Raw genomic sequence first — 25,716 nt, 5'->3', positions numbered from 1 at the left:
TCGTTTGTTGCTCCGCCCGGGGCGGTTGGTTCAGGTGATGGGGTCGCGCTGCAGCACGCGGCCGACGCCGCTCAGCCAGCCCGAGAGCGCGGCATTGCGCTGCGCTGCGGACATTTGCGGGGTGAATTGGCGTTGCGCCTTGGTGGCCCGTGTGGTGTTGCGGCCGAGGCCCGTCGCGGCGAGCAGCGCGGCGCCGGCGGCGCTGACTTCGGGCAGCTCGCCGCGCAGCACCGGGCGGCCGAGCAGGTCGGCCTGGAACTGCATCAGCATGTCGTTGCGCGCCGCGCCGCCATCGGCGGAGAGCCGGGCCAGCGGCTGGCCGAGGTCGGTTTCCATGGCGGTGAAGACGTCGCTGACCTGGAAGGCGATGGCCTCGACGGCGGCGCGCGCCAGGTGCGCCGGGGTGGTGCCGAGCGCCAGGCCCGAGATGCTGCCGCGGGCCTCCGGATCCCAGTAGGGGGCGCCGAGCCCGACCAGAGCCGGAACGAAGATCACGCCATTGCTGTCGGGCACCGTGGCGGCCAGTGCGGCGACGGCGGCGGGGTCGGTGATGCCGAGCAGGCTTCCTATGAAGGCGACGGCCTGGCCGGAGACCGAGATATTGCCCTCGAGCGCATAGGCGACGCCGGCACTGGTGCTCCAGGCGATGGTCGAGGAGAGGCCGCTGCGGCTCACGATGCGCCCTGTGGTCAGGGTCATCAGCGACGAGCCGGTGCCGTAGGTCGCCTTCACCGTGCCCGGCTCGCGCACGCCGTGGCCGAACAAAGCCGCATGCGAGTCGCCGATCATGGCGTGGATGGGAGTACCGGCGGCGAGGGCGGAGACGCCGTTGGCCACGGTGCCGAAGGCGCTGTCCGAGGGGCGGACTTTTGGCAGGAGCTCAAGCGGCACGTTGAAGATGCGGCCGAGCTCGGCGTCCCAGGCCAGCGCCTCGGTGTTGAACAGCTGGGTGCGCGAGGCGTTGGAATGGTCGGTGGCGTGCTCGCCTCCGGTCAGGTTCCAGAGCAGCCAGGCGTCGATGGTGCCGGCGCGCAAACTCCCGGCTGTGGCAGCCTCGCGAGCGCCGGAGACATGGTCGAGGATCCAGGCAAGCTTGGCTGCCGGGAACAACGGATCGATGCCGAGCCCGGTGCGGGCTTCGATCAGCTCGCCATGCCCGGCGGCGCGGATGGCGGCGCAGGCGGGGGCTGAGCGGCGGCACTGCCAGAGGATGGCCGGAGCGATGGGCGCGCCGGTGCGGCTGTCCCACACCACGATGGTTTCGCGCTGGTTGGAAATCGCCAGCGCGTCCAGATCCGGCCCGACCTTGGCCACTACCTCGGCGATCACGTGCGCGACGCTCTGCCAGATGTCGGTCGCCGATTGCTCGGCCCAGCCGGGCTGTGGATAGCTGACCGCCATCGGCACCGAGGCACTGGCAACCACCCGCCCCTCGGCGTCGAACGCCAGAGCTTTGGTGTTGGTGGTGCCCTGGTCGATGGCGAGGATCAGCCCGTTGCTCATTTGCGGGCGAGGAGCTGGCGCGCCGCGTCGGCGATGCCGGCGGCGTTCAGATGGAAATGCTCGAGCAGCCAGTCGGCCGAACCGGTAGGCAGGAACCCGGGGAAGCCGAGGATGCGCATCGGCACCGGATCGTGCGTCGCCAAGACTTCGGCCACCGCACCGCCGAGGCCGCCGCGCACCGAGTGCTCTTCGACGGTGACGACGGCGCCGGTCTTTGCCGCTTCGAGAATGGTTGCCTCGTCGAGCGGATTGACCGTCGACATGTTGATGACCCGCGCGGCGATGCCGTCGGCGGCGAGGGCTTCGGCCGCGGCCAGCGCCCGGTGCACCATCACGCCATTGGCGATGATGGCGAGATCGTTGCCGTCGCGCAGGGTTTCGGCCTTGCCGATCTCGAAGCGCGCGTTACTGCGCGGCAGGTCGGGCACCGGCATGCGGCTCACCCGGATGAACACCGGGCCATCGAGCGCCGCCGCGGCGCGGATCGCCTGCTCGGTTTCCCAGGGGTCGGAGGGGACGATCAGCGTCAGGTTGTTGAGCAGCCGCAGCCAGGCCATATCCTCGATGGAATGGTGGGTCGGGCCGAGCTCGCCATAGGCGACACCGCTCGATTGGCCGATCAGCTTCACGTTGACATTGGTGTAGGCGATATCGGCCTTGATCTGCTCCATCGCCCGGGCGGTGAGAAAGCACGCGGCGGCGGAAACGAAGGGGATCTTGCCGCCATTGGCGAGGCCGGCGCCCACTGCCACGACGGTCTGTTCGGCGATGCCGACATTGACCATGCGCTCGGGCCAGCGCTTCCGGAAATTGACCAGCTTGGACGAGCCGACGCTGTCGCTCACCACGGTGACGATACGCGGATCGGCTTCGGCCAGTGCCTCGACGGTTTTCGAGAAGGTGTCGCGGCAATCGTGCCAGCCGGCAGGGGCAGGGGCGGCGGCGCTCATCAGGCGAGTTCCCGCATGGCTTGCTCGTACTGGTCCTTGTTGGGCACGCCGTGGTGCCAGGCGACGTTGTCGTGCATGAAGCTGACGCCCTTGCCCTTGAATGTGTTGGCGATGACGCAGAGCGGCTTGCCGCGGCCTTTAGGCGACTTACTCAGCACCTCGTAGAGGGCGCGGTGATCGTGCCCGTCTACCACCTCGACATGCCAGCCAAAGGCGCGCCACTTGTCGTCGAGCGGGTCGAGGCTGGCGGTTTCCTCGGTGCGCGCCCCCTGTTGCAGCCGGTTGCGGTCGATGATCAGCGTCAGGTTCTCGAGCTTGCGGTGACCGGCGGTGAGCGCTGCTTCCCAGTTGCTGCCTTCCTGCAACTCACCGTCGCCGGTGAGCACGAAAGTGCGGAAATCGGCATTGTCGATCTGGCCGGCAATGGCGATGCCGACGCTGACCGGCAGGCCATGACCGAGCGGGCCGGTATTGGTCTCCACGCCTGGCAGGTAGTTGCGGTTGGGGTGGCCGTTGAGCAGCGACAGCGGCTGCATATAGGTGCTGAGCTCCGCCTCGGGAAAGAACCCGGCGGCAGCCAGCACGGCGTAGAAGGCGCCGGTGCAGTGGCCCTTGCTCATCACGAAACGATCTCGCGCCGGGTTGCGTGGATCGGCGGGGTCGTGGCGCAGCACGCCGAAATACAGCGTCGCCAGCACGTCGGCGGCGCTGAAATCGCCACCGGGGTGACCCAGTTGCGCCTCGTAGACCATCTGGAAACTGCGCCGGCGGATCCACAGCGCCTTGTCGCGGATGAGCGCGACCGGATCGTTGCGAAGTTCGGCGGAAGCCGGGAACGTCAAAACTGCCTCCTCCAGCATTCGGGGTAGGCCGGCTTGCTGCCGCTGCCTCCCATGCATCTTGCTGCGACAACTAACCGATTGTTTGCCGCTCGTCACTATCGAAAATTTGCGAATGATTTCGTTTGGCATATAGTCGCTAGATATCCGAAGTGTGCGGGTTGCGGAAAACCCAGCCGCCACGGTAATTTGCCAGAGGTCAGCAGAGGCGCGCCTGAGAGATGAACGAGCAGAAGAGCATGCGCCGGCAGGACCGCAAGGCCGGCGGCGGCGTCGATGCCGGCACGCTGAGCGGGCTGTTGGCCGAGCCGCGGCGGCGCAAGATTCTCGAGTGGCTGCAGGAAGAGGGCAGCGCCCGGGTGCGCGACCTCTCAGCTGCGTTCGAAGTCAGCGAAGCGACGATCCGGCAGGATCTCGAGCGGCTGGAGGCCGACGGCTATATCACCAGGGAGCATGGCGGCGCGTTCCTCAAGACACTGCCCCGGCAGGTCGAGACGCTGAGCCTGCAACACCTTGAGAACATGGACAAAAAGCGCAGGATCGGGGTGCGGGCCGCATCGCTGGTCGGTGATGGCGAGACGATCATCCTCGATGCCGGCTCGACCACCACCGAGGTCGCGCATGGCCTCTTGCAGCGGCGCGAGCTGACGGTGATCACCAATGCGCTCAACATCGCGCTGATCCTCGGCGCGGTGCCGGGCTTTGCCGTGCATATGCCGGGCGGCCAGTTCAAGGCGCCGACCCTGTCGCTGAGCGGCGACAAGTCGGTGGAGTATTTCCGCGATATCCTCGCCGGCAAACTGTTCCTCGCCACCGCCGGCGTGTCGCTCGAGGCGGGACTCACCTATCCGAGCTTTGCCGACCTGCAGCTCAAGCAGGCGATGATCAAGGCGGCGCAGCACGTCTACCTGGTGGCGGATTCGACCAAGATCAACCGCACTTCGTTCACGCGGCTTGGCACTTTGGACGTGATTCACTCGTTTATCACCGATGACGGGATCCGCGATGAGGATGCCCGCGAGTTCGAGCGACGCGGCATCGAGCTGATCGTCGCTCGCTGAAATAACTTAAACCTGCCAGTCCCTTAGTCTCGCTGCTCCAGCGCCAGCCGTTAGGGCAGGGCGCTGTCACGTGCTGTTGAACCGGCCCGGATCAGCGCCGCTTGCTGGCGATCTCGACGAAAAACGGCATTGACTTGCCTCTGATACCTCCGTAATCCTCATTAATCGCAAACAAAGCGAAACAGACAGAACTCGTCTGTTTGCGATGTGCCTGGGGTGCGGTGCACCTGAGGCGCAGGTATGCGCCAGATGGCGGCAGGTATGCGCCAGATGGCGCAGGGGAGCAGGTGAGGAGCCCTTCGATTACGGCGACTGATGTCCAGGCGGCTTGCAGCCGGCTGACGGGCACGGCTGTGCGATGGCCGACCACCGCGAGGTTCAAAATCCCGGATGCGACTGCCGAGACCCGGCGGCGATCGGGGCACAAGAGGAGGACACGGACAATGGTACGGCTTGGCCGATACGTGCTGGCCCCGCTGGCGGGGCTGTTGCTGGCAGGCGCCAGCTACGCGCAGGAAATGACCGATGTGGGCACGCCCCGCAACGAGACGCTGATCGTGCAGACCTTCGACGGCAAATCGGCCAACCCCGATGTGCAGAACCCGCTCAACCAGTATGCGATCTGGCGCGGCTTCCGCGAGCTGGGCTGGAGCTTTCTGTGGGAGATGGATACGGCGACCGGCCAGTCCTACCCCGAGCTCGCTGCCGGCCCGGTGGAAGTGCTCAACCCCGAGCACACCAAGTTCCGCATCAAGATCCGCCCCGGCGTGTTCTGGAGCGACGGGGTGGAGTTCACCGTCGACGACCTGATCTACACGCTCGATACGTCCTTCAAGTACAAGGACAAGCTGACCTTCGTCGCCCGCACCACCAATTACGTGAAAGAGGGCAGCTGGTCCAAGGTCGACAACTACACCATGGATATCGAGACTGCGAACCCGGCCTATGATTTCCAGACCGTGCTCGGCGTCTATACCTGGGGCTCGCTGTTCGTGCCGGTGCCCAAGCACATCTTCGAAGGGCAGGGCGACAATGTCGTCACCTTCAAGAACACCAATGCGGTGACGCTCGGGCCCTACAAGATCAAGGAGTTCGACCCCAACGGCTTCTGGCAGCTGTGGGAGTTGCGTGACGATTGGCAGCGCTCGGGCTGGGGGAACCTCGGCACGCCGAAGCCGAAATACGTGCTCTACAAGGATTTCGGCGCCGAAGAGACGCGCACCCTGGCGTTCGTCCAGAACCAGTATGACGTCGACACTTTCATGAGCCCGGATTCGATTGCCGCCGCCAAGGCGCGCAACCCGGCGATCGAGACGTTCTCGCCGACGCTGCCGTACCACGACATGAATGACGCCTGTGCCTACGGCGTCTATTTCAACCAGCAGAAGTCACCCTATGACCTGCCCGAAGTGCGCTGGGCGCTGGCCCTGACGACCAACCTGCAGCAGGTCGGCATCAGCGCCGTCAGCGGGCAGTTCAAGGCCGCGGCCCTGCCGTTCGCCGACACGCCGATCACCGACCCGGTCTACTACCAGCCGATGCTGGAGTTCCTCAACGGGCTGACCATCTCGGATGGCTACAAGCCGTTCGATGCCGGCTTCGGCGACGGGATGGTGGCGGCGCTCAAGGCGCAGGGCACCCCCGAGGCGGACCTGCCGACCGGCGATGCGGTCAAGCAGGGCTTTGGCCAGGGCTGGTGGAAGTACGACCCGGCGGAAGCTGAAAAGCTGCTCGGCTCGGTCGGCATCAAGAAGGGCGCGGACGGCTTTTACACCAAGCCCGACGGCTCGCCGTGGACGCTCGATTTCGTCATCCCGGCCGACTGGAACAAGGTGATGCAGCGCACCGGCTTCTCGATCGCCGACAGCTGGAAGAAGGCGGGGTTCAACGTCACCGCCCGCCAAGCCGACAATGGCGAGTTCACCACGGTGCAGAACACCAACGCCAAGCTCGACCTGATGGTCAACTGGAACATGACCTGCACCTACAACTCCAACTGGTTCAACAGCTGGAACTCGTTCAGCGACACGTTCGTCAAGCCGGTCGACTCCAACGAGCCGCTGCAGGGCAACTTCATCCGTGTCACCGACCCGGAGATCTTCAAGCTGGTGCAGGATAGCAAGGTGCTCGAGATCGGCTCGGAGCCGTTCGTCGCCAACGGCATCGAGATCGCCAAGAAGCTGACCAGCGGCATGCAGTTCATCAACCTGATGAACATCCCGACGACGATCCCGACCAACAACACCTACTGGAAGAACTATCCCAAGCAATCGAACTTCTACGCGGCGCCCTACACCTGGTGGTCGTCGTTCAAGAAGACGATCGTCAACATCGAACCGACCGGCAAGTAGCCGCTGGTCGATGGTGGGGCGGCTTTCCTCCCGGCCGCCCCATTCCCTTTTCTCGTTCTCGGAGCAGGTGGGCCAATGGGTGTCCTGCAATACGTGGCCAAGCGTGTTGGCCTCTATTTCGCGGTCCTGTTCATCGGGCTGACGATCACCTTCCTGTTGCCGCGACTGATGCCGGCCAACCCGATCGACGGCTATATCGGCCAGATCCAGGCACGGGCCAGCGGCGCGCTCACCGCCGATGACATCATCCAGCTGCGCGCCAATCTCGAGCAGCTCTACGGGCTGAAGGGCGACCTGTTCAGCCAGTACCTGAGCTATCTCGAGCGGGTGGTGCTGCACTTCGATTTCGGGCCGAGCTTCACCTATTACCCGCAGCCGGTCAGCCAGATGATCTTCAACGCGCTGCCCTGGACGCTGGGGCTGCTGCTGATCTCGACCTTCATCGCCTGGCTGCTCGGCAACATGGTCGGGCTGGTGGCGGGGTACTTCCACACCAAGAAGGCGGCGACCATCCTCGAAGTGGTCGGGATCCTGCTCTACCCGATCCCCTATTACATCCTCGCGGTCAGCGTGATCCTGCTGCTCGCCTACATCTTCCCGATCTTCCCGCTGTCGCCGACCTTCCCGGTCGGGCAGATGACGCCGCAGAAATTCGGCATGGTGATCTACAACTCGCTGCTGCCGGCGCTGACGCTGGTGCTGGCCGGGTTCGGCTGGAACATCCTCAGTATGAAGGCCTTAGCGGTGGCGACCACCGAGGAGCCTTACGTCACCTATGCGCGGCTGAAGGGCGCCTCGAACTGGACCCGCATGGTGCGCTACGTGTTCCGCAACGCCATGCTGCCGCAGGTGACGGCGCTGGCGCTGTCGCTGGGCACGGTGTTCAACGGCGCGCTGCTCACCGAGATGCTGTTCTCCTATCCGGGCGTCGGGCTGATCATGCGCACCGCGGCGAGCGGCGGCGATTACAACGTGCTGTACGGCGCCATCGCCATCTCGATCATCGCCGTCGCCACGGCCGGCCTCGTCATCGACCTCATCTACCCCCTCCTCGACCCGCGGATCCGCCACAAATGACGACCGAGAGCCCCTCGGCGGCGGGTGCCGCCGCCATTCCCGCCGCCCCGACAGCTAAGCGCCGCGACAGCTTGCTGTGGCTGCTCAACGCGCGGCTCGCCATTGGGCTGAGCCTCGTCAGCATCTTCATCGTCGGCAGTATCGTGTTGCCGTTCTTTGCGCCCGCCGATCCGTCGCTGCAGGCGACGTATTTGAAGAACATGCCGATGTCCTGGGAGCACCTGCTCGGCACCAATGCCATCGGGCAGGACATTTTCTGGTTCCTGGTGTTCGCCATCCGCAACTCGCTGATCCTCGGCGTCTTGGTCGGCGTCGGCGTCACCATCATCTCGACCGCGGTCGGGCTCAGCGCCGGCTATATCGGCGGCAATTACGAGCGCGTGGTGATGCTGGTGGTCGACAGCTTCATCACCATCCCGCTGCTGCCGATCCTGATCATCCTCGGCGCAGTGATCCGCGGCAACAGCTCGTTCCTCACGGTCGGCGCGATCATCGTAGTGTTCGGCTGGGCCTGGGGCGCCCGCACCATCCGCTCGATGGCGCTGTCGCTGCGCGAACGCGAGTTCATCAACATGGCGCGGTTTTCGGGCGCCAACACCTTCAACATCCTCACGAGGGAAATCTTCCCGTACGTGTCGGCCTACATGGTGGTGGGGTTCATCAACACCATCCTCTTTGCCGTGAACACCGAGGCGACGCTGGCGGTGATCGGGCTCAGTAAGGTCGAGGTGCCGACGCTCGGCTCGATCATCTTCTGGGCGCTCAACTACAACGCGCTGTTCACCGGCAATTACCCCTGGCTGGTGGCGCCGATCGTCGCCTCGATCCTGCTCTTTCTCGGGTTGTTCCTGACCTCGACCGGCTTCAACGCCGCATTCGCCAACAAGCGGGGTGTTGCATGATCAAGCTCAACGATCTCAAGATCAGCTACCGCATCGGCAACCGGGTGATCGAAGCGGTCAACGGCGTGACGCTGACCATTCCTGACGGCTCGATCGTCGGCATTGCCGGGGAATCCGGCTGCGGCAAGTCCACGCTGATGAAGGCGATCTATGGCGATATCCAATCGCCGATGTCGCTCAGTGGCGGCAGCATCGAATATGGCATGAAGGGCGCTGACGGGCTGCCGGTGACCACTGAGACGATCCGCCGGGAGTGGTTCAAGTCGATCTCCTACATTCCGCAGAGCTCGATGAACTCGCTGAACCCGGTGATCCGCATCCGCGACCAATTCACCGATTTCCCCGGCACCGACAGCAACAAGAAGCGGGTGCTGGAGCGGGCCCGGGCCTATATCGGCAAGCTCGGCTTGCCGGCCGAAGCGATGGAGTCCTACCCGCATCAGCTGTCGGGCGGCATGCGGCAGCGGGTGATGATCGCGCTCGCCACCTTCTTCCAGCCCGAGCTGATCATCGCGGACGAACCGACCACGGCGCTCGACGTGGTGGTGCAGAAGGAAATCCTGCTGCTCCTGATGGAAGTGCAGGAGCTGATGGGCAACACCATCCTCGTCGTCTCGCACGACATGGGCGTCCACTACCAGGTCACCCACAAGATGCTGATCATGTATGCCGGCCGGGTGGTCGAGTATGGCGACACCGAAAGCGTCTTCGCCGACCCGCAGCACCCCTACACCAAGATGCTGATCGACTCGCTGCCCACTATTGGCGACGACAGCATGCGCGGCGTGCTGGCCAGCATGGCCGGGGCAGGGGGTGACCGGGCCTATCGGGTGGAACCGGAGCTGATCGAGGTGAAGCCCGGGCATTTCATGGCGCGACCCAGCCAGATTGTGGGGGCAGCGGCATGACCGTGATCCTGAAGACCGAAGCCCTGAACAAGGTCTACCGGCAGGGCGGCCTGGTGCGCTCGCGGCAGGTCAGGGCGCTGAACGACGTCAACATCAACGTCGAGAGCGACAAGCCGGTGGTGATCGCGGTGGTCGGGGAATCCGGCAGCGGCAAGACCACGCTGGCCAAAACCCTGCTGCGGCTCGAAACCCCGAGCTCGGGCCGGGCCATCGTCTATGACACGGTGGTGACCGGCAAAGGCACCACGCTTTCGAAGCAGCAGTTTCTCGGGCTGGTGCAGCCGATCTTCCAGAACCCGTTCGAGGCGTTCAGCCGCTATCGGCCGGTCGATGCGTACCTGCATGAGACGGCGCGGCGCGTCGGCGGCATGGACGGCGCCCAGGCGGAGGCGGCGGTGGCCGCGGCTCTCTCGAGCGTCGGGCTCAAATACGGCGAGGTGCGCGGCAAGTACACCAACCAGTTCTCGGGCGGCGAGCTGCAGCGCATCTCGGTGGCGCGAGCGCTGATCCCGCAGCCCAAGCTGATCGTCGCGGACGAGCCGGTGTCGATGATCGACGCGTCGCGGCGGATGATCATCATCAACCTGTTCAAGCAGCTGCGCGACGAGGCTGGCCGGAGCTTTCTCTACATCACCCACGACCTCGCCACCGCCTACTACATCTCGGACTACGTGGCGGTGATGAACAAGGGCGTGGTGGTGGAGTTCGGCCCGGCGCGCCAGGTGATGGGCGACCCGCAGCACGACTACACCAAGCTGCTGCTGAGCTCGATCCCGACAACGAAAAGCCGCTGGCGGCCGCGGCAGGTGGCGGCGTGAGTTTTTGTCCACCGGCCTCTCCTTAATCCTCCCCCGCGTGGCGGGGGAGGGGAACCAGCGAAGCTGGTGGAGGGGGGAGCCAAACTAACCGGCGACTCTTACTGCCCCCTCCACCGCCTTCGGCGGTCCCCCTCCTCCCCGCCCCGCGGGGGAGGATCAAGGAGAGGCCGGCGCCCACCACATTGAGTTTCAAGGGAATTTTTAGAGATGACCACGACCCCCGCCTCGCTATGGGCCACCTATGAGCTGAGCTTCACCGGCCCCTCCACTGGCAACCCCTTCCTCGAGATCCAGCTCACCGCCATCTTCCGGCAGGGCGAGCGCGAGGTGCGGGTCAACGGGTTCTATGACGGCGACGGCGTCTACAAGCTGCGCTTCCTGCCCGACACCACGGGGACGTGGACGTACGAAACCCGCAGCAATGCGCCGGCGCTCGACAACATCAGCGGCAGCTTCGAAGTGGGGCCGGCGCTGCCCAACCACCATGGCCCGGTGCGCGTCGCCAACCGGCACCATTTCCGCTACGCCGATGGCACGCGCTACACCAATATCGGCACCACCGCCTATGTGTGGAACCTGCAGGGCGACGTGCTGGAGGAGGAGACGCTCGCGAGCCTCGCCAAGGCGCCCTTCACCAAGATCCGCATGTGCGTGTTCCCCAAGCACTATCGCTACAATGAGAACGAGCCGGAGCGGTATCCGTTCAAGCTGGTGACTGCGGGCAAAAGCAAGTGGGACGGCAGCTTTGCCGGGGCCGACAAGTATGGCTGGAAGTTCGATTTCACGCAGTTCGAGCCGGCCTATTTCCAGCATCTCGAACAGCGCATCAAGCAGCTGGCAGAGATTGGGGTCGAAGCCGATCTGATCGTCTTCCACCCCTATGACCGCTGGGGTTTTTCGCGCATGTCGCCGGCCGAGGATGACCGGTACCTGCGCTACCTTACCGCGCGGCTCGCGGCGTTCCCCAATGTGTGGTGGTCGATGGCCAACGAATACGACCTGATGCCGCAAAAGACCCCGCAGGACTGGGATCGCTTCATCAACATCACCGCCGATAACGACCCCTTTGGGCACCTGCTATCGGTGCATAACTGCTTCAAGTTCTACGACCACAACCACCCGCGTATCACCCACGCTTCGATCCAGCGCTCGAGTGCCAACATGTCGGCGGTGTGGCGCGAGAAATACGGCAAGCCGGTGTCGATCGACGAGTGCTGCTACGAGGGCACCATCGCCGAGCTCTGGGGCAATATCAGTGGCCAGAAGATGGTGCGCCGGTTCTGGGATGGTGTGGTCAATGGCGGCTATGTCACCCATGGCGAGACCTTCAACAATGAGACCAACACCATCTGGTGGGCCAAGGGCGGCAAGCTGATCGGCGACAGTGTGGAACGCATCGCCTTCCTTCGCCGCATCATGGAGGAGGGGCCCGAGGAGGGGCTCGATCCGATCAAATCCACCGGCGCCTATCGCATCGCGATGCAAGGCGGGCTCGACAATGTGGTGCTGCAGCAGCTGTTCGTGCCACCGGCAGGCGAAGAGGGCTGGGCCCCGGCCATGGCCTGGTGGCCGACTGCCGGGCAGCCGCACCGCTATTACCTGAGCTACCTGGGCGAGAACCAGCCGAGCGAGGCGACAGTCGCGGTGCCGCCGGACGAGCAGTACAGCGCCACGCTGATCGACACCTGGAACATGACCGAGACGCTGCTCGCGCCGAGCGTCAAGCGTGGCGACGTGCTGCATTTCGAGCCCAAACCCTATCTGGCGCTGCTGTTCAAGCGCATCGACTGAGGATCTCTCCATGACCGCCAAGTACGATATTTTCGAAGCGAGCTTTGCCGGCCCGGCCAGCGGCAACCCCTATCTCGAGGTGAGCTTCGACGCAGTGTTCGCACAGCATGCGCGCGAAGTGCGGGTGCCGGGCTTCTACGATGGCGACGGCACCTATCGGGTGCGCTTCATGCCCGACCATGAAGGCGAATGGACCTTCCGCACCCGGTCGAAGACTGCGGCGCTCGACGGCAAGACCGGCAGCTTCACCGTCACCGCGGCACGTCCCGGCCAGCACGGGCCGGTGGCCGTCAAAAACAAGTTCCACTTCGCCCATGCCGACGGCAGCCCCTACGTGCCGTTCGGCACCACCTGCTATGCCTGGACGCACCAGCCGCTCGCCATGCAGGCCGAAACGCTGGAGACGCTCGGCAAGGCGAAGTTCAACAAGATCCGCATGGGGGTGTTCCCCAAGGATTATCCGTTCAACACCAACGAGCCGCTACAGGACGTCTATCTTCCGGGCGCCGACGGCAAGCTCGATTTCGATCGGCCCAACCCGAAAGCGTTCCAGCACTTCGAGCAGCAGGTCGGCAAATTGCGCGACATGGGGATCGAGGCGGACCTGATCATCTTCCACCCCTATGACCGCTGGGGCTATTCGAACATGTCGGCGGAGCAGGATTTCCGCTACGTCGCTTATCTCGCGGCCCGGCTCGGCGCCTATTCCAACGTCTGGTGGGCGCTCGCCAATGAGTATGATTTCCTGCTCGACACCAAGCCGGTGGCGCAGTGGGACCGCTATTTCCACATCCTCGAAGAGAACGACCCCTACGGGCACCTGAAGTCGATCCACAACGGCGACCAGTCAATGAATTTCGACCATCGCAAGGCCTGGGTCAGCCACGTCTGCATCCAGAACTGGGACGTGAAGCGCACGCCGGAATGGCGCGAGCAGTATGGCAAGCCCGTGGTCAACGACGAGCCGGAATATGAGGGAAATATCTGGCCGAGCTGGGGCAATATCACCGCCCAGGAGCTCACCCACCGGTTCTGGACCACGGTGATGCGCGGCGGCTATGCCGGGCATGGCGAGACCTATGCCGACCCGGACGACCTGATCTGGTGGGCCAAGGGCGGCAAGCTCCATGGCGAAGCCTGGAAGCGCATCGGCTTCCTCCGCGCCATCGTCGAGGAGGATGCGACGGACGGGCTGACGCCGATGGGCCACAATGCCTCCTGGCCGTGGAGCCGCATCTCCGGGGCCCGCGACGGCAAGGTCAGCTACATCTATTTCGGCGAGCACCAGCCGAACCAGTGGACGACCGGGCTGCCCAAGGAAGACGGGAACTTTGAGGTCGACCTGATCGACACCTGGGCAATGACGGTGACGCCGGCCAAGCGGATTGCCGCGCTGGTGCCGCATCCGACGCGGCATGGCGAGGTGGTGCGGGGTGGCAAGGCCGATGCGGCTTTCGGGGTGGAACTGCCAAGCCGGCCGTACCTGGCGCTCAGGGTGCGGCAGCTGGACTAGGGGGGCACTGGTGAGCGGCCGTTGGTCGGGTTGACCCACCGCCGTCTCCCCACCCGCGATGTCATCCCAGCGAAAGCTGGGACCCATTTCACCGCCTGCGCCAGCTGCTAGTTGGGTCCCAGCTTTCGCTGGGATGACAGCCGGTGGTTGGGGCCAGGTCGAGCAAACCCTTAGCCCGGCACCGGCGCGTTTGCCGCCAGCAACCCTTGCGCCTTCAGGTCCGACCAGAACGCGGCCGGGATCTGCACCGCCAGCGCCGCGACATTCGCCTGCACCTCCGACGCCTTCGCCGCCCCAGGGATCACCGAGACCACTGCCGGATGGGCTAACGGGAACTGCAGGGCTGCGACCGGCATGCTGACATTGTGCGCCGCGCACACCGCCTCGATGCCGCGGACTTTCGCCTGCACCTCGGGCGGGGCTTTGCCATAGGCGTACATGGCGCCGGCGCCTGAGCCGGTGACGAGGATGCCGGAGGCGAAGGGGGCGCCGATGATGACGCTGATGCCGCGATCGAGGCAGCGCTGCATCGAGCTATCGAGCACGCCCTGGTCGAGCAGGGTATAGGGCATGGCGACGATGGCGAAATCGACGTCGATGGCACTCAGCATCTCGTCGAGATTGCCGGGCACGTTGTTGCCGACGCCGATCGCCTTGATGTCGCCGGCGGCCTTCAGCTCCTCTAACGCCTTGAGCCCGCCGCCATCGGTCAGTTGCTTCAGGTACCCGGTCACCAGTTCGGGGGTGTGGAACATGGTGTCGAGGTCGTGGATGACCAGGCAATCCACGGTGTTGAGCGCCAGCCGCTGCAGTACCTGCTCGTAGGCCCGCATCACCCCATCATGGGTGTAGTTGAACTCCACCTCGAAGGGCAGGCCGCCGGCCCAGGGGGCGGTGCTGAAGGTCGCGGGTTCGGCCGGGCGGTGGAGGATGCGGCCGACCTTGCTGTTGACGATGAACTCGTTGCGCGGCCGCGTGCGGAGGAACCCGCCGAGCCGATGCTCGGAGAGGCCGCGGCCATACCAGGGCGCGGTGTCGTAAAAGCGGACGCCGGCATCCCAGGCGGCGGCGAGAGTCGCCTGCGACTCCGTCTCGTCCAGTCTGGCGTAGAGCTCGCCCAGATGCGCGGCGCCGAAACCGAACACCGGCAGCTCCAGCGCAGTGCGCCCGACGCGGCGACGGGTTGAGACGGTGACAGTCACGATGGTGAACCTCCCCCAAGGCACTTCGCTGGCTTTTTGGCAAAGCTGTCAGACAACAGGGGGTTGGGCAAGCGGGGGGCTGCGGGTTGTCACTGGTCGCGCCGCACCGCCCCCTCGCCCCTCTGGGGAGAGGGCGGCGGATGGGGCCGGAGGCCTCATCCGTGGGGTGAGGGGCGCCAAGCGCCCGACAATCAGGACAGGTAGAGGGGGCACTCGTTCTGCCGGTGTGCTTGGCTCCCTCACCCCGACCCTCTCCCCAGAGGGGCGAGGGGACGCACTTTGCGACGCCCGTGCGCCCAAGGAAGTCACGGGGTCCTTAGGTACTCCTAGGCCGACACCGCCGACGTCGCGTTCCTTGCCGCCATCGAGGCCGCCACGGTTGCGACCGTGTTGTCGTCGACCGGGAGGCCAATGGCCCGCAGCGCCAGCACCACCGCGCCGACCGAGCCGTCGCCGGCGATGCGGACATCCGGCGTGTGGCCGGCGGCGCGCATCACTTCGGAGACGGCGGCGGGCAGCGTCAGGAGGTGCGGAGCGATGCCGCCGCCGAGTGCTACGGGGCCGGGCATCGCGGGATCGAAGATCATCTTGAAGTCGGCGAGGAGGTAGGCCTCGGACTGTGCCAGGAGCGCCGCCGCAACGGGGTCGGTGCGGTTGGCGATGACCAGTGGGGCGAAGCGGGCCAGTTCGATCGGGCGGAGCTTGTAGATCGCGTCGACAAATTGCTGCAGGCAGAGCTGCCGGCCGCTGAAGGCTTTCTCGTCGGAATAGGCAATGCCGAAGGCGCCGAGCAGCGCGGCTGTCAGCACGGTCTTTGGGCCGCGGCCTTCGAGGTCCGCGGTGACCGCGATCGCTGCGTGATGTCCGAGCCAGTAGCCCGAGCCGAGATCGCCGAGCAGGTAGCCGGCGGCGTCGACCACCGCTTCGATACTGCCATTGCGCACCCGCACCGCACCGGCGCCGGTGCCGGCGACGATGCAATAGCCGTCGGGTGCGGCGGTGACCGAGGCGAGCATCGCCTCGAGGTCGCCGGCGAAAACCAGCGGGCCAGTGAGGCCATTTTCACGGAAGGCAGCTTCAAGCCGATCCTGCGAGACATGGGCGCGGGGGCCAGCCAGCGCCAGCAGCGCCAGCTCGATATCGAGCTGGCCGCCGGCATCGGCGACGGCGGCCTCGACCGCCGAAATAATGGCGGAAGCCGCCTGTTCCGGGCTGTTGGAGGCCGGGTTGCCGCCGCGATTGCGGCCTTGGCCGAGACAGCGGCCGGCATGGTCGACCAGAGTGGCACGCGATGTGGAACCGCCCACATCGATGGCGAGCAACGCCTTGTTCATCGCGTTATCGACCCGCTTGCCTTCGTGAAAATTGCTGGATAAGAATTGTTTTCATCCGCACAGCGGCCTTCTTGAGAGTGATTTTCAGGGCATGGGCTCCTAACATAGATGACCGCCATCGCAAAGACGTTCAGCGTTCTGGACCGGATCAGGACTTACCAGTCCCAGATGCCGGCTACGATGGCGAAAATCGCAGCGGTCCTCATTGACGATCCCAAGGCGCCGCTGAACCTGTCGATCACCGATCTCGCCGAGCGGGCCGGGACCTCGGCCGCCAGCGTCACCCGGTTCTGCCGGATGATCGGCTATGGCGGCTATTCGCAGCTGCGCGTCGGGATCGCCGAGGATGTCGGCCGCGGTGGCGCCAAGGCGGCGTGGATCGGCGAAATCGGCCGTTCCTTCGGGCCCGATGACTCGCCGGACGAGATCCGCAATGCGCTGCTCAACACCCATGTGCTGAGCCTCCAGACCACGGCGGGGCTGCTCGATATGCCCACCGCGATCCGGGTGGCGCAGGCGATCGTCAAGGCGCGGCAGCTCGATGTCTATGGCGTCGGCGGCAGCGCGCTCACGGCGCTCGAGACCGAGGCGCGGCTCTATCGCATCGGCGTCAATGTCCATACCTGGGCCGAGGTGCATAACGGGCTGACCAGCGCCGCCATACTCGATGACCGGTGCGTTGCCATCGGCATCTCCAATACCGGCCGCACCGACGAAACCATCCAGATGCTGACCGTCGCCAAGGCGTCGGGCGCCCATACCGTGGCGATCACCGGCAACCCGGATTCGCCGCTGGCTCGCCTCGCCCATGATGTGCTGATCGCCGCCTCGCCCGATGGCTACCTGCAGCCGGCGGACCTGTCGGCCCGGCACTGCCAGCTGTTCGTGGTGGATTTGCTTTACCTGTTGATTGCGCAATCGAATTTCGACCGCACGACGCGCTTCCTCGCCGCCTCCGGCGCCGCGGTAGCGCCACGCCGCCGCCCGATGCGGGGTGGCTTGCCTAACACTGCCGCGCGCCGCGCGGCGGCCCAGACCTAACGGAACCGAGTGATTATGACCGACCTGACTACGCAGTTTCATACCGAAGTTTCGACCCGCCTCGCTAAGCTCGCGGGCCCGAACCAGGCGATCGACGACACCATCGCGCTGGTGGCCGACGCCGTGGCGGCCGGCGGCGTGGTGCAGGCCTTCGGCACCGGTCACTCGGAAGCCTTCGCCATGGAAATCGCCGGCCGCGCCGGTGGGCTGATCGCCGCCAACCGCATCCCGCTGCGCGCTTTGGTGCTGCGCGGCGGCAAGGACCTGTCGATCCTCGGCGGCGCCGCGCTGGAGCGCGACCCGAATGTCGCGGAAAACCTCTTGTCGCTGTACGAGCTCGACAAGAACGACGTGTTCATCATCGCCTCGAACTCGGGCGTCAACGGCTCGATCGTCGGGCTGGCGCTCGCCGCCAAGGCGCGCGGCCACAAGGTGGTGGCGGTGACCAGCTTCGACCACACCAGCAAAGTCACGCCCAAGCATCCGAGCGGCAAGCGTTTGATGGAAGTGGCAGATATCGCCATCGACAACCTGGCGCCCTTCGGCGACAGTACGCTGCAACTGGAGGGTGGCATGGGCGTAGGCGCAGTCTCCTCGCTCACCGCAGCATTCATTGCTCAGCGCATCACCATCGGCGTCGCTGAAGCGCTGCTCAAGCGCGGCAAGACGCCGCCGCTCTACATCTCGGCAAATATCCCCGGGGGCGACGAACACAATCGTGCTCTCGAAGATCTTTACGGCACGCGCATCCGTGGGGAGTCCTGAGGGACTACGGAGGCGTTTGGCGTGGGGCCTAACGACTAAATACTTGGAGAAGGGAAGGAACTAAATGTTCAAAAAGACCATTGACCGCCGCGCATTCCTGCGCGGCACGACGGCCCTCGTGGCAGTCGCGCCGTTTGGCGGCCTGCTCGGCTCGACCAGCGCTTTCGCGCAGGACGCGGCCAATCCGTTTGGTGTCGCCGACGGTTCGACCGTTGACGCCGTCATCTTCAACGGCGGTTACGGCATCGACTATGTCGAGTTCGCCGCCAACCTCGTGCAGAAGAACCACCCGACCGTCACCGTCAAGGTGTCGCCGTCGACCCAGATTGCCCAGGAATTGCAGCCGCGTTTCCTCGGCGGCAACCCGCCGGATCTGATCGACAACTCGGGTGCGCAGGCCATCGGCTTTGCGGCCATCATCGACCAGCTCGAAGACATGAACTCGGTGCTCGACGCGCCGAGCCTCGAAGGCACCAAGATCCGCGACACCCTGGTGGGTGGCGTCGAGAAGCCGGGCACCTTCGGCGACAAGTTCATCGCGCTGAACTACGTGATGACCGTCTACGGTATCTGGTACTCGGCCTCGCTGTTCGAGGCCAATGGCTGGACGCCGCCGACCACCTGGGCGGAAGCCATTGAGCTCGGCAAGGTTGCCAAGGAAAAGGGCCTTTACCTGTTCGGTTGGGGCAAGGAAGCGGCGACCTACTACCGCACCACTGCGGTCGCCTCGGCGATCAAGGCGGGCGGCGACGAAGTGCGTCTGGCTGTCGACAACTTCACCCCGGGCTTCTGGTCGCATCCGGCGTTCCAGGCCGTCTTCACCGCGCTGCACGAGATCATCTCGGGCGGCATGATGAAGCCGGGTGGCGCGGGCACCCAGTTCACTGCTGCTCAGGCGCAGTGGTCGAACGACCAGTCGTTCCTGCTCTACCCGTCGGGCTCGTGGATCGAGAACGAAATGAAGCCGGCCACCAAGGCGGACTTCAAGATGACCGGCATGCCGGAACTGTCGATCGACGCCAACGACAAGCTGCCGAAGACGGCTCTGCACGCTACGGCGGGCGAACCGTTCATCATCCCGGCGGGCGCGCTGAACCTTGCCGGTGGCAAGGAACTGCTCCGCACGATGCTCTCGAAGGAAGCCGCGACGAACTTCGCCAAGACGAAGCTCGCCCCGACCATCGTCAAGGACACCGTGCCGGCCGACGGTTTCGGTTCGACCGCTCTGGTCTCCCAGAGCAAGCTGCTGGCCGACGCCGGCAACGACGTCTTCACCTGGAACTCGTTCGACCTCTACGGCACGAACCAGGACGAACTCGTCGTCTGGAACAGCTTCCTCGATGGCAAGCTTGACGTCGCCGCCTTCACTGCCGCTCTCGAGGCGATCACCAGCGCCGTTTACAACGACGCCTCCGTCACGAAAGTCGAAGTGAAGTAATGGACAGCACGATGGCGAGGGCACCGGCCACGACAACCCGTCGGTGGAAACTACCAAGCCTCGAGGGCTCCAGCTTCGCGCTGGTGTTTTTGGGGCTCCCCCTGGCGATCTACGTGATCTTCGTGATCTCGCCATTCGTGCAAGCCTTCTATTACTCAATGACCGATTGGTCAGGCTTTTCGAAGAAGATGAACTTCGTTGGCCTGGCCAATTATGTCACCCTGCTGACCGATCCGGTTTTCACCAAGGCCGTTTACAACTCCATCGTCCTGGTGGTGGTGCTGCCGCCGCTGGTGATCATCCTCTCGGTAACTCTGGCAACGCTGGTGACCATTGGCGGGGTGACCCGCGGTGAGATCCAGGGGCTCAAGCATTCCGGTATCTACCGGGTGATCTCGTTCTTCCCCTACACCGTGCCGGCGATCGTCATCGGCATCCTGTGGGCGCAGATGTACGACCCCTCGAGCGGGTTGCTGAACGGCATTCTGACCGCCCTGGGGTTCGATTTCTTCAAGTCCTTCGCCTGGCTCGGCGACGAGCGCACCGCCATGGGCGCCTCGATCTTCGTCATCGCCTGGTCGATGGTCGGCTTCTACATGGTGCTGTTCATCGCAGCGATCAAAGGCATCCCGGCCGAGGTCTACGAGGCGGCGCGCGTCGATGGTGCCGGCCGCTTCCGCACGGCGATCTCGATCACCGTGCCGATGATCCGCGACAATATCCGCACCGCTTACGTCTATCTCGGCATCCTGGCGCTCGACGCTTTCGTCTATATGCAGGCGTTGAACCCGTCGGGCGGCCCGGCCAACTCCACCGTGGTGATTTCGCAGCACCTGCTGAATACCGCCTTCAAGAAGGGCAAATTTGGCTACGCGACCTCGATGGGCGCTACGCTGGCGATCATCACGCTGATCTTTGCCGCGCTGGTGTTCTTCGTGTTCTGGTGGACCGGTCGTCCGCCCAAGTCGAAGCCGGCCGCCATTGTCGCGGCGCCCGCCATTCGCGCGGCCGCGGTCGCAACGCCGACCAAGCCGGTGGCGCAGTTCGAGCATCCGGTGGCGAGAAAGACCATCTGGACCGACAAGACCGTCGCCACGATTTCGCACATCGCGCTCATCGCCTGGGTGGTGATCATCTGCGCGCCCTTGCTCTGGGTGCTGATGAGCTCGTTCAAGACGACGCAGCAGATTTTCGCCTCGCCATTCACGCTGCCCACCAGCTTCAACTTCGACAACTACGTGTCGGCGTGGACCTCGGCGTCGATCGGCACCTATTTCTTCAACACGGTGATCGTTGTCGGCTTCGCGCTGGCCATCGTCATGCTGCTGGGCTCGATGTGCGCCTATTACCTGGCGCGCTACGAGTTCCGGGGCAGCAAGATCATCTACTACCTGATGCTGGCCGGGCTGACCTTCCCGATCTTCCTCGCCGTGGTGCCGCTGTTCCAGACGCTGCGCGGCTTCGGGTTGCTAAACACCTTCCCCGGCCTGATCATCACCTATGTGGCGTTCGCGCTGCCGTTCACGGTGTTTTTCCTCTACGCCTTCTTCCGCACCCTGCCGCAGGAGATCGCCGAGGCGGCGATGATCGACGGCGCCGGCCCGTGGCGCATCTTCTTCACCATCATGCTGCCGATGGCGAAGCCCGGCATCGCCTCGGTGGCGATCTTCAACTTCCTCGGGCTGTGGAACCAGTTCCTGCTGCCGATCGCGCTCAACACCAACACCGCCAATTACGTGCTGAGCCAGGGCATGGCGTCATTCGCCTCGCAGGCGGGCTATGCAGTGAACTTCGGCGCGCTGTTCGCCGCCGTGGTGATCACGGTGCTGCCGGTGCTCGTCACCTACATCATCTTCCAGCGCCAGCTGCAGGGCTCGGTGCAGACGGGGATGTTGAAGTAGGGGCGGGGTCGCATAATCGAAGCGAAGGGGCATCCTCAGGGGTGCCCTTTTGTTTTGGGGGCGCGCTGAGCGACAGTCAGGATTCCAAGGCCGGGCTCGCTACCACACGACGGTTTTGTTGGATCTTCGCCGGCGGTGCCCCTATCGCCCCCTCGCCCCTCTGGGGAGAGGGCGGCAGCGAGGCCGAAGGCCTTGCTGCGGGGTGAGGGGCGCCAAGCACGGGGGACGAGCGGGTGCTCGGCATCATTGGCACGATAGGTCGGTGTGCTTAGCTAGCCCTCTCCCTGACCCTCTCCCCAGAGGGGAGAGGGGACGCTCGTTGCACCACCGGTGGCCGTCCTTACCGCCCACCCATCCCCGCGTTCAGCGCGATCGAGTTGTAGATCAGCTTCTGCAGCAAAATCGCCAGCACGATGCCGGGGAGCATCGAGAGGGCGGCGCCGGCCATGATGTAGTTCCACTGCGTGCCCTGCTGGGTCTGGAAGTGGGTGAGGCCGACGGGCAGGGTGGCGTTTTCCTGGCCGGTCATGACGATCAGCGGCCAGAGGAAGTTGTTCCACTGGGCGATGAAGGTGAAGAGCGACAGGAGCCCGATGGCCGGCATCGACAGCGGCACGATGATGCTGATGAGGATGCGGAGCCGCGAGGCGCCGTCGATCAGCGCCGCTTCCTCGAGCGAGTCGGGGATCGAGAGGAAGAACTGGCGCAACAGGAACGCGCCGAAGGTGCCGAAGGCCACCGGCAGGATGACGCCCTGGAAGGTGTTGACCATGCCCAGGCTGTTGACGATCAGGAACAGCGGGATGATCAGCATGATCGAGGGCACCATGAGGGTGCCGACGTAACCCAGCAGCAGGGTGTCGCGGCCGGGGAATTTCAGCCGGGCGAAGGCATAGCCGGCGAGGCACGAGACCACCACGGTGATCACCGTGACGCTGCCGGCGACGACCATCGAGTTGAGAAAGAAGCGGCCGAAGGGCAGCTCCGACCAGGTCTTGGCGAAATTATCCCATTGGAACTCCTGCGGCAGGATGCGCACCGGGATGGCCAGCACCTCGGCATTCGAGCGCACCGCGTTCGACACCATCCAGAAGAACGGGAACAGGAACAGCAGCGCCACGAGGATCAGCGCGCCGTGGTTGAGGATATCGAGCGCCAGAGTGAGGCGCCGGGACCGGACCTTAGTTGTCATAGTGCACCCACTTGCGCTGCAGCCAGAATTGCAGGGCAGTCAGCGCCATGATCAGCGCGAACATCACCCAGGCGATGGAAGAGGCGTAGCCCATCTGGAAATTCTGGAAGCCGCGCTGGTAGATGGCGTAGCCCAGCGTGGCGGTGGCGTTGCCGGGGCCGCCGCGGGTCATCACATAGATCTGGTCGAACACCTGCAGCGAGGTGATGGCGGTCATCACCGTGCCGAAGAACAGGGTGGGCGAAATCAGCGGCAGGCGGATTTTCCAGAAGCGATCCCAGGCGCTGGCGCCATCGATCTTGGCCGCCTCGAGATAGCTCGGCGGCACCATGTCGAGCGCCGCGTTGAACAGCACGGTGTTGTAGCCGACATTGGCCCAGAGCGAGACGATGATCACCGCCTGCATGGCGAGCGTCTGGTCGGTCAACAGGTTCGGCACGCCCAGCGACAGCGACTTCATGATGAAATCGAAGAAGCCGCCCGGCGCGAAGATCAGCATCCAGACGATGGCGACGGCGATTCCGGGTGTAAATGTGGGGAGGAAAAACACCACCCGGAACCACCGTTGCCCTCGCTTGAGGCTGGCGATCCAGGTCGCGAGCCCCACCGAGATGATGATGTTCAGCACCAGATATTCGACGGTGAAGAACATCGTGTTGCGTAAGACGGTCCAGAACTGCGGGTCGGCAGTGAACAGCCGGACGTAGTTCTGGATGCCGACAAAGGCGGGTTTGCCGAGCAGCTTCCAGTTGGTGAAGCTCAGCGCCAGGGAGGCGATGATCGGCAGCACCAGAAAGAGCAGTACCCCCAACAGACTGGGCAGCAGGAAGAAGAAGGCCGTGCGGCCCTCGCGTCGCCCGCTGCGCCTTCGCGGGCGGGCGGCCGGGGCGCTGGTTGCGACCGCGGTATCCTGGATAAATGTCATGGGCACCTCCTCCCTCGCAGCGCCTGTGACGGCGCCATTGCAGTAGGTACGCCCGGCCGGATTCGGGGCCGGCCGGGCGCCGGGACTTACGGCAGCTGGCTCTGGATATCGGCCAGCACCGCGTCCGTGGTGTTGTCGCCGTTGAGCGCCAGCGGGAGATACTGGGTGAGCAGGTTCTCGAACTCGTTCCAGCTTTCATTGAGGCGGAACGGGGTCGAGTGGTCGAAGGAGTATTGCAGCGTCTCGCGGGCGCCGGCGATATCCTTGGCGGCCACGTCGTACCAGAACTTCTGCTCGGCGAGGCGGCCGGGCAGGGCACGGCCGGCCGAAGCGAGGATTTCCGCGGCCCTGGGACCGGTCAGCACCTTCAGCGCCTTGAACGCCTCATCCTTATGCTGGCTGGCGGCCGAGATGCCCCAGCCCGAGCCGGCGGTGATGTAGCGGGACGGGCCTTCGCCGCGCGGCAGCGGGGCGACGCCGACCTTGAAGCCGACCGAGGCCTGGGTGGTCAGCAGCGACCAGGGGCCATCGATCACCATGGCGGCGTTGCCGGCGGCAAAGCGCCCGCTGCCGGTCTGGGCGCCGGCGCCCGAGGCAAAGACCGGCGAGGCCTTGGCGACCGCCACGAGGTCGACGAGCTTACCCACCGCGGCGGCATAGCCGGGGTTGGTCAGGTCGAAAGCGTTGGCATCGTTGAAATACTCGGCGCCCAAAGCCACCGGCTGGGCGACGAAATCGAAGGCTTGCACGGCGTAGCCGTAATTGTCGCCGCTGGTCAGCTTTTCGGCGGCTGCCTTGAAGTCGTCGAAAGTCCAGTCGGGCTTGGGTTCGGCAATGCCGGCCTCGGCGAACTTGTCGCGGTTATAGAACATCAGCCACGGGCCGACGTCATAGGGCAGGGCGTATTGCACGCCATCCTGCGACAGGCCGCTAATGATCGAGGATTCGAACGCCGACTTGTCGAAATTGTCCGCCGCGATGAACGGATCGAGCGGCTCGAGCACGCCATAGAAGCTCGGCATGCGCATCGACTGCATGGCGACGAGGTCGGCGATCTGGCCGGACGAGGCCAGCACCGGCAGGCGGGTCCAGTAATCGGTCCAGCCGGAGAATTGCGGCGTCACCTTGATGTTGGGGTATTCGGCCGTCACCAGGTCGGCGAGGCTCTGGAACAGCGGGGTATCCTTCTCGTCACCCCACATCTGCCAGGTCAGGTTCACCTGCTCCTGGGCAAAGCTGGCGGTGGACAGGATGGCGGTGCCGGCAAGCGCCAGGGCAGCCAGTTGATGCGTGAACTTCACGATGTGTCTCCTCAATCACAGGTATTCGTTGGGTCTTCGGTAGTTTTTTGGTCGTTGTTCCGGAGTCCTCGGCTCCGGCGTCACCACGGCCGGTCAGGCCGCGATCAGCACCTCCAGATCGGCGATCATGGAAATGAGCTCGGTGCGCTGGCGGTGGAAGGCGTCGGGGTCGCGCCCCGGCTCCAGGATCGCCGCCATGCGGGAGGTGAAATCGGGCGGCAGCAGCGGCAGCTCTGCCGCCATCGGCAGGTTCCAGCCATCGCCCGGGTAATAGGCGCGGTTGAGCGCGAACACGACCTGCAGGATCGCGTTGCTGAGTTTGCCGGTGATGCCGACAAGGAACACCAGGTCGCGCCGGTCGACCTTGCTCTCATAGTGATAGTCGGCAGCCCAGTAGTTCAGGATCTCGCGGTACTGCTTGAGCACCGAGTTACGCAGCGGCTCCGGGTAGCAGGCGAGCTGGTCCTTCCAGCCGGCGAGCCGGCCTTCCGGATCGCTGACGATCTGCTGGCTCGAAAGATCGGTCGGCAGGTGGTAGCCCCAGATGGTCCACTCGAAGCTCTTGGGGATGGCGGTGCCGCCGAGCCAGGCGCCGAGATCGCTCTCGACGCCGGTGTAGCTGCGCATCCAGACCCCATCCATGCGGACGCCCTGCGACTGCCACTCGGCCATGGCCGCCTCGAAGCGGTTCCATTGCCCGGTCTGCTTCAGGTCTTGCCGGTAGGCATGGGCGTAGACGCGGAAGTCGTAGTCCGACTGCCGGTCCGACCGGCCCTTGCCGCGCGACCCGGCGAGCGCAACCGCGCCGGCGCCGTCCTCGGCAAGGTCGGCGATGAGCGGAGCCATCGCCGCGATCAGTTCGGCCTCGGGGGCCATCGCGTCAGCCAATGCTACCGGCAAGATC

General features: G+C 64.8%; 21 protein-coding genes. 12 read left to right on the top strand and 9 right to left on the bottom strand.

The genetic code is table 11. The features are described from left to right. Positions 1-30: 30 nt before the first annotated feature. The 3 genes from glpK to ASC68_RS20710 are packed head-to-tail and all read right to left on the bottom strand — an operon-like array spanning position 31 to position 3,205. Positions 31-1,503: a glycerol kinase GlpK gene (gene glpK / locus ASC68_RS20720; RefSeq protein WP_055883484.1), complete on the bottom strand. Its 1,473-nt coding sequence runs from the start codon at positions 1,501-1,503 to the stop codon at positions 31-33. Further along, positions 1,500-2,453 (bottom strand): transketolase C-terminal domain-containing protein, encoded by a 954-nt coding sequence (locus tag ASC68_RS20715; protein ID WP_055883482.1) that lies wholly within the window; start codon positions 2,451-2,453, stop codon positions 1,500-1,502. The genes glpK and ASC68_RS20715 overlap by 4 nt, the downstream gene beginning before the upstream one ends. Next, entirely contained in the window at positions 2,453-3,205 is a 753-nt protein-coding gene (locus ASC68_RS20710) for a transketolase (protein WP_248310584.1), read from the bottom strand. Before ASC68_RS20710 ends, ASC68_RS20715 begins: the two co-directional genes overlap by 1 nt. 308 nt (positions 3,206-3,513) lie before the next feature. Between ASC68_RS20710 and ASC68_RS20705 the strand changes: the two genes are divergently transcribed. The 8 genes from ASC68_RS20705 to ASC68_RS20670 all read left to right on the top strand — a co-directional run bounded on the left by ASC68_RS20705 (position 3,514) and on the right by ASC68_RS20670 (position 13,713). Continuing rightward, a complete protein-coding gene (locus tag ASC68_RS20705; protein WP_248310577.1) occupies positions 3,514-4,353 on the top strand; it encodes a DeoR/GlpR family DNA-binding transcription regulator in 840 nt (279 codons plus the stop codon). A 443-nt stretch (positions 4,354-4,796) separates the two neighbouring features. After that, on the top strand, positions 4,797-6,704 hold the full coding sequence (locus tag ASC68_RS20700; protein WP_055883477.1) for an ABC transporter substrate-binding protein: 1,908 nt from the start codon (positions 4,797-4,799) through the stop codon (positions 6,702-6,704). A gap of 75 nt (positions 6,705-6,779) precedes the next feature. Further along, complete coding sequence (locus ASC68_RS20695; protein ID WP_055883475.1) at positions 6,780-7,781, top strand: ABC transporter permease; 1,002 nt, start codon at positions 6,780-6,782, stop codon at positions 7,779-7,781. Beyond that, complete coding sequence (locus tag ASC68_RS20690) at positions 7,778-8,683, top strand: ABC transporter permease (RefSeq protein WP_055883473.1); 906 nt, start codon at positions 7,778-7,780, stop codon at positions 8,681-8,683. The genes ASC68_RS20695 and ASC68_RS20690 overlap by 4 nt, the downstream gene beginning before the upstream one ends. Then, positions 8,680-9,591: an ABC transporter ATP-binding protein gene (locus ASC68_RS20685; RefSeq protein WP_055883470.1), complete on the top strand. Its 912-nt coding sequence runs from the start codon at positions 8,680-8,682 to the stop codon at positions 9,589-9,591. Before ASC68_RS20690 ends, ASC68_RS20685 begins: the two co-directional genes overlap by 4 nt. After that, entirely contained in the window at positions 9,588-10,409 is an 822-nt protein-coding gene (locus ASC68_RS20680; RefSeq protein WP_055883466.1) for an ABC transporter ATP-binding protein, read from the top strand. Before ASC68_RS20685 ends, ASC68_RS20680 begins: the two co-directional genes overlap by 4 nt. Positions 10,410-10,616: 207 nt before the next feature. Continuing rightward, positions 10,617-12,200, top strand: a complete 1,584-nt coding sequence (locus ASC68_RS20675) for a DUF5060 domain-containing protein (protein WP_055883464.1) — start codon at positions 10,617-10,619, stop codon at positions 12,198-12,200. Positions 12,201-12,210: 10 nt separating this feature from the next. Further along, positions 12,211-13,713 (top strand): DUF5060 domain-containing protein, encoded by a 1,503-nt coding sequence (locus tag ASC68_RS20670; RefSeq protein ID WP_055883459.1) that lies wholly within the window; start codon positions 12,211-12,213, stop codon positions 13,711-13,713. 170 nt (positions 13,714-13,883) lie between these two features. Here the strand turns inward: ASC68_RS20670 and ASC68_RS20665 are convergent, their stop codons facing one another. Beyond that, on the bottom strand, positions 13,884-14,915 hold the full coding sequence (locus ASC68_RS20665; RefSeq protein WP_055883456.1) for an aldo/keto reductase: 1,032 nt from the start codon (positions 14,913-14,915) through the stop codon (positions 13,884-13,886). A gap of 326 nt (positions 14,916-15,241) precedes the next feature. Next, a complete protein-coding gene (locus ASC68_RS20660) occupies positions 15,242-16,249 on the bottom strand; it encodes a BadF/BadG/BcrA/BcrD ATPase family protein (protein ID WP_055883453.1) in 1,008 nt (335 codons plus the stop codon). 108 nt (positions 16,250-16,357) lie between these two features. Between ASC68_RS20660 and ASC68_RS20655 the strand changes: the two genes are divergently transcribed. The 4 genes from ASC68_RS20655 to ASC68_RS29010 all read left to right on the top strand — a co-directional run bounded on the left by ASC68_RS20655 (position 16,358) and on the right by ASC68_RS29010 (position 21,394). Further along, entirely contained in the window at positions 16,358-17,290 is a 933-nt protein-coding gene (locus tag ASC68_RS20655; protein ID WP_055883450.1) for a MurR/RpiR family transcriptional regulator, read from the top strand. Positions 17,291-17,305: 15 nt separating this feature from the next. Further along, positions 17,306-18,055, top strand: coding sequence for an SIS domain-containing protein (locus ASC68_RS20650; protein WP_055883447.1), 750 nt, complete (start codon positions 17,306-17,308; stop codon positions 18,053-18,055). 64 nt (positions 18,056-18,119) lie between these two features. Next, entirely contained in the window at positions 18,120-19,493 is a 1,374-nt protein-coding gene (ngcE, locus tag ASC68_RS20645) for an N-acetylglucosamine/diacetylchitobiose ABC transporter substrate-binding protein (RefSeq protein ID WP_055883445.1), read from the top strand. An 11-nt stretch (positions 19,494-19,504) separates the two neighbouring features. Then, entirely contained in the window at positions 19,505-21,394 is a 1,890-nt protein-coding gene (locus ASC68_RS29010) for an ABC transporter permease subunit (RefSeq protein ID WP_197421326.1), read from the top strand. 340 nt (positions 21,395-21,734) lie between these two features. Here ASC68_RS29010 and ASC68_RS20630 read toward each other — a convergent pair whose 3' ends face one another. The 4 genes from ASC68_RS20630 to ASC68_RS20615 all read right to left on the bottom strand — a co-directional run bounded on the left by ASC68_RS20630 (position 21,735) and on the right by ASC68_RS20615 (position 25,712). After that, positions 21,735-22,586: a carbohydrate ABC transporter permease gene (locus tag ASC68_RS20630; protein WP_055883442.1), complete on the bottom strand. Its 852-nt coding sequence runs from the start codon at positions 22,584-22,586 to the stop codon at positions 21,735-21,737. Further along, positions 22,576-23,511, bottom strand: coding sequence for a sugar ABC transporter permease (locus ASC68_RS20625; protein WP_055883439.1), 936 nt, complete (start codon positions 23,509-23,511; stop codon positions 22,576-22,578). Before ASC68_RS20625 ends, ASC68_RS20630 begins: the two co-directional genes overlap by 11 nt. An 86-nt stretch (positions 23,512-23,597) precedes the next feature. Next, positions 23,598-24,812: a sugar ABC transporter substrate-binding protein gene (locus ASC68_RS20620; RefSeq protein ID WP_248310575.1), complete on the bottom strand. Its 1,215-nt coding sequence runs from the start codon at positions 24,810-24,812 to the stop codon at positions 23,598-23,600. A gap of 93 nt (positions 24,813-24,905) precedes the next feature. Then, the gene (locus ASC68_RS20615; RefSeq protein WP_244488579.1) at positions 24,906-25,712 is read right to left on the bottom strand and encodes a DUF4037 domain-containing protein; all 807 of its coding nucleotides are present in this window, start codon (positions 25,710-25,712) and stop codon (positions 24,906-24,908) included. Between the last annotated feature and the right edge of the window lie 4 nt (positions 25,713-25,716).

Source organism: Devosia sp. Root105 (genome assembly GCF_001424865.1).
Taxonomy (GTDB): domain Bacteria; phylum Pseudomonadota; class Alphaproteobacteria; order Rhizobiales; family Devosiaceae; genus Devosia_A.
Note: the sequence above shows the minus strand (reverse complement) of the source record. Positions and strands in the feature narration are given on the sequence as shown.

Excerpts from the sequence above, each read along its gene's own strand:
- ASC68_RS29010 (WP_197421326.1), top strand. The coding sequence starts at position 19,505 with ATGGCGAGGGCACCGGCCACGACAACCCGTCGGTGGAAACTACCAAGC.
- ASC68_RS20660 (WP_055883453.1), bottom strand. The coding sequence starts at position 16,249 with ATGAACAAGGCGTTGCTCGCCATCGATGTGGGCGGTTCCACATCGCGT.
- ASC68_RS20690 (WP_055883473.1), top strand. The coding sequence starts at position 7,778 with ATGACGACCGAGAGCCCCTCGGCGGCGGGTGCCGCCGCCATTCCCGCC.
- ASC68_RS20675 (WP_055883464.1), top strand. The coding sequence starts at position 10,617 with ATGACCACGACCCCCGCCTCGCTATGGGCCACCTATGAGCTGAGCTTC.
- ASC68_RS20715 (WP_055883482.1), bottom strand. The coding sequence starts at position 2,453 with ATGAGCGCCGCCGCCCCTGCCCCTGCCGGCTGGCACGATTGCCGCGAC.
- ASC68_RS20695 (WP_055883475.1), top strand. The coding sequence starts at position 6,780 with ATGGGTGTCCTGCAATACGTGGCCAAGCGTGTTGGCCTCTATTTCGCG.
- ASC68_RS20630 (WP_055883442.1), bottom strand. The coding sequence starts at position 22,586 with ATGACAACTAAGGTCCGGTCCCGGCGCCTCACTCTGGCGCTCGATATC.
- ASC68_RS20625 (WP_055883439.1), bottom strand. The coding sequence starts at position 23,511 with ATGACATTTATCCAGGATACCGCGGTCGCAACCAGCGCCCCGGCCGCC.
- ngcE (WP_055883445.1), top strand. The coding sequence starts at position 18,120 with ATGTTCAAAAAGACCATTGACCGCCGCGCATTCCTGCGCGGCACGACG.
- ASC68_RS20685 (WP_055883470.1), top strand. The coding sequence starts at position 8,680 with ATGATCAAGCTCAACGATCTCAAGATCAGCTACCGCATCGGCAACCGG.
- ASC68_RS20670 (WP_055883459.1), top strand. The coding sequence starts at position 12,211 with ATGACCGCCAAGTACGATATTTTCGAAGCGAGCTTTGCCGGCCCGGCC.
- ASC68_RS20655 (WP_055883450.1), top strand. The coding sequence starts at position 16,358 with ATGACCGCCATCGCAAAGACGTTCAGCGTTCTGGACCGGATCAGGACT.
- ASC68_RS20650 (WP_055883447.1), top strand. The coding sequence starts at position 17,306 with ATGACCGACCTGACTACGCAGTTTCATACCGAAGTTTCGACCCGCCTC.
- ASC68_RS20700 (WP_055883477.1), top strand. The coding sequence starts at position 4,797 with ATGGTACGGCTTGGCCGATACGTGCTGGCCCCGCTGGCGGGGCTGTTG.
- ASC68_RS20705 (WP_248310577.1), top strand. The coding sequence starts at position 3,514 with ATGAACGAGCAGAAGAGCATGCGCCGGCAGGACCGCAAGGCCGGCGGC.
- ASC68_RS20680 (WP_055883466.1), top strand. The coding sequence starts at position 9,588 with ATGACCGTGATCCTGAAGACCGAAGCCCTGAACAAGGTCTACCGGCAG.
- ASC68_RS20710 (WP_248310584.1), bottom strand. The coding sequence starts at position 3,205 with ATGGTCTACGAGGCGCAACTGGGTCACCCCGGTGGCGATTTCAGCGCC.
- glpK (WP_055883484.1), bottom strand. The coding sequence starts at position 1,503 with ATGAGCAACGGGCTGATCCTCGCCATCGACCAGGGCACCACCAACACC.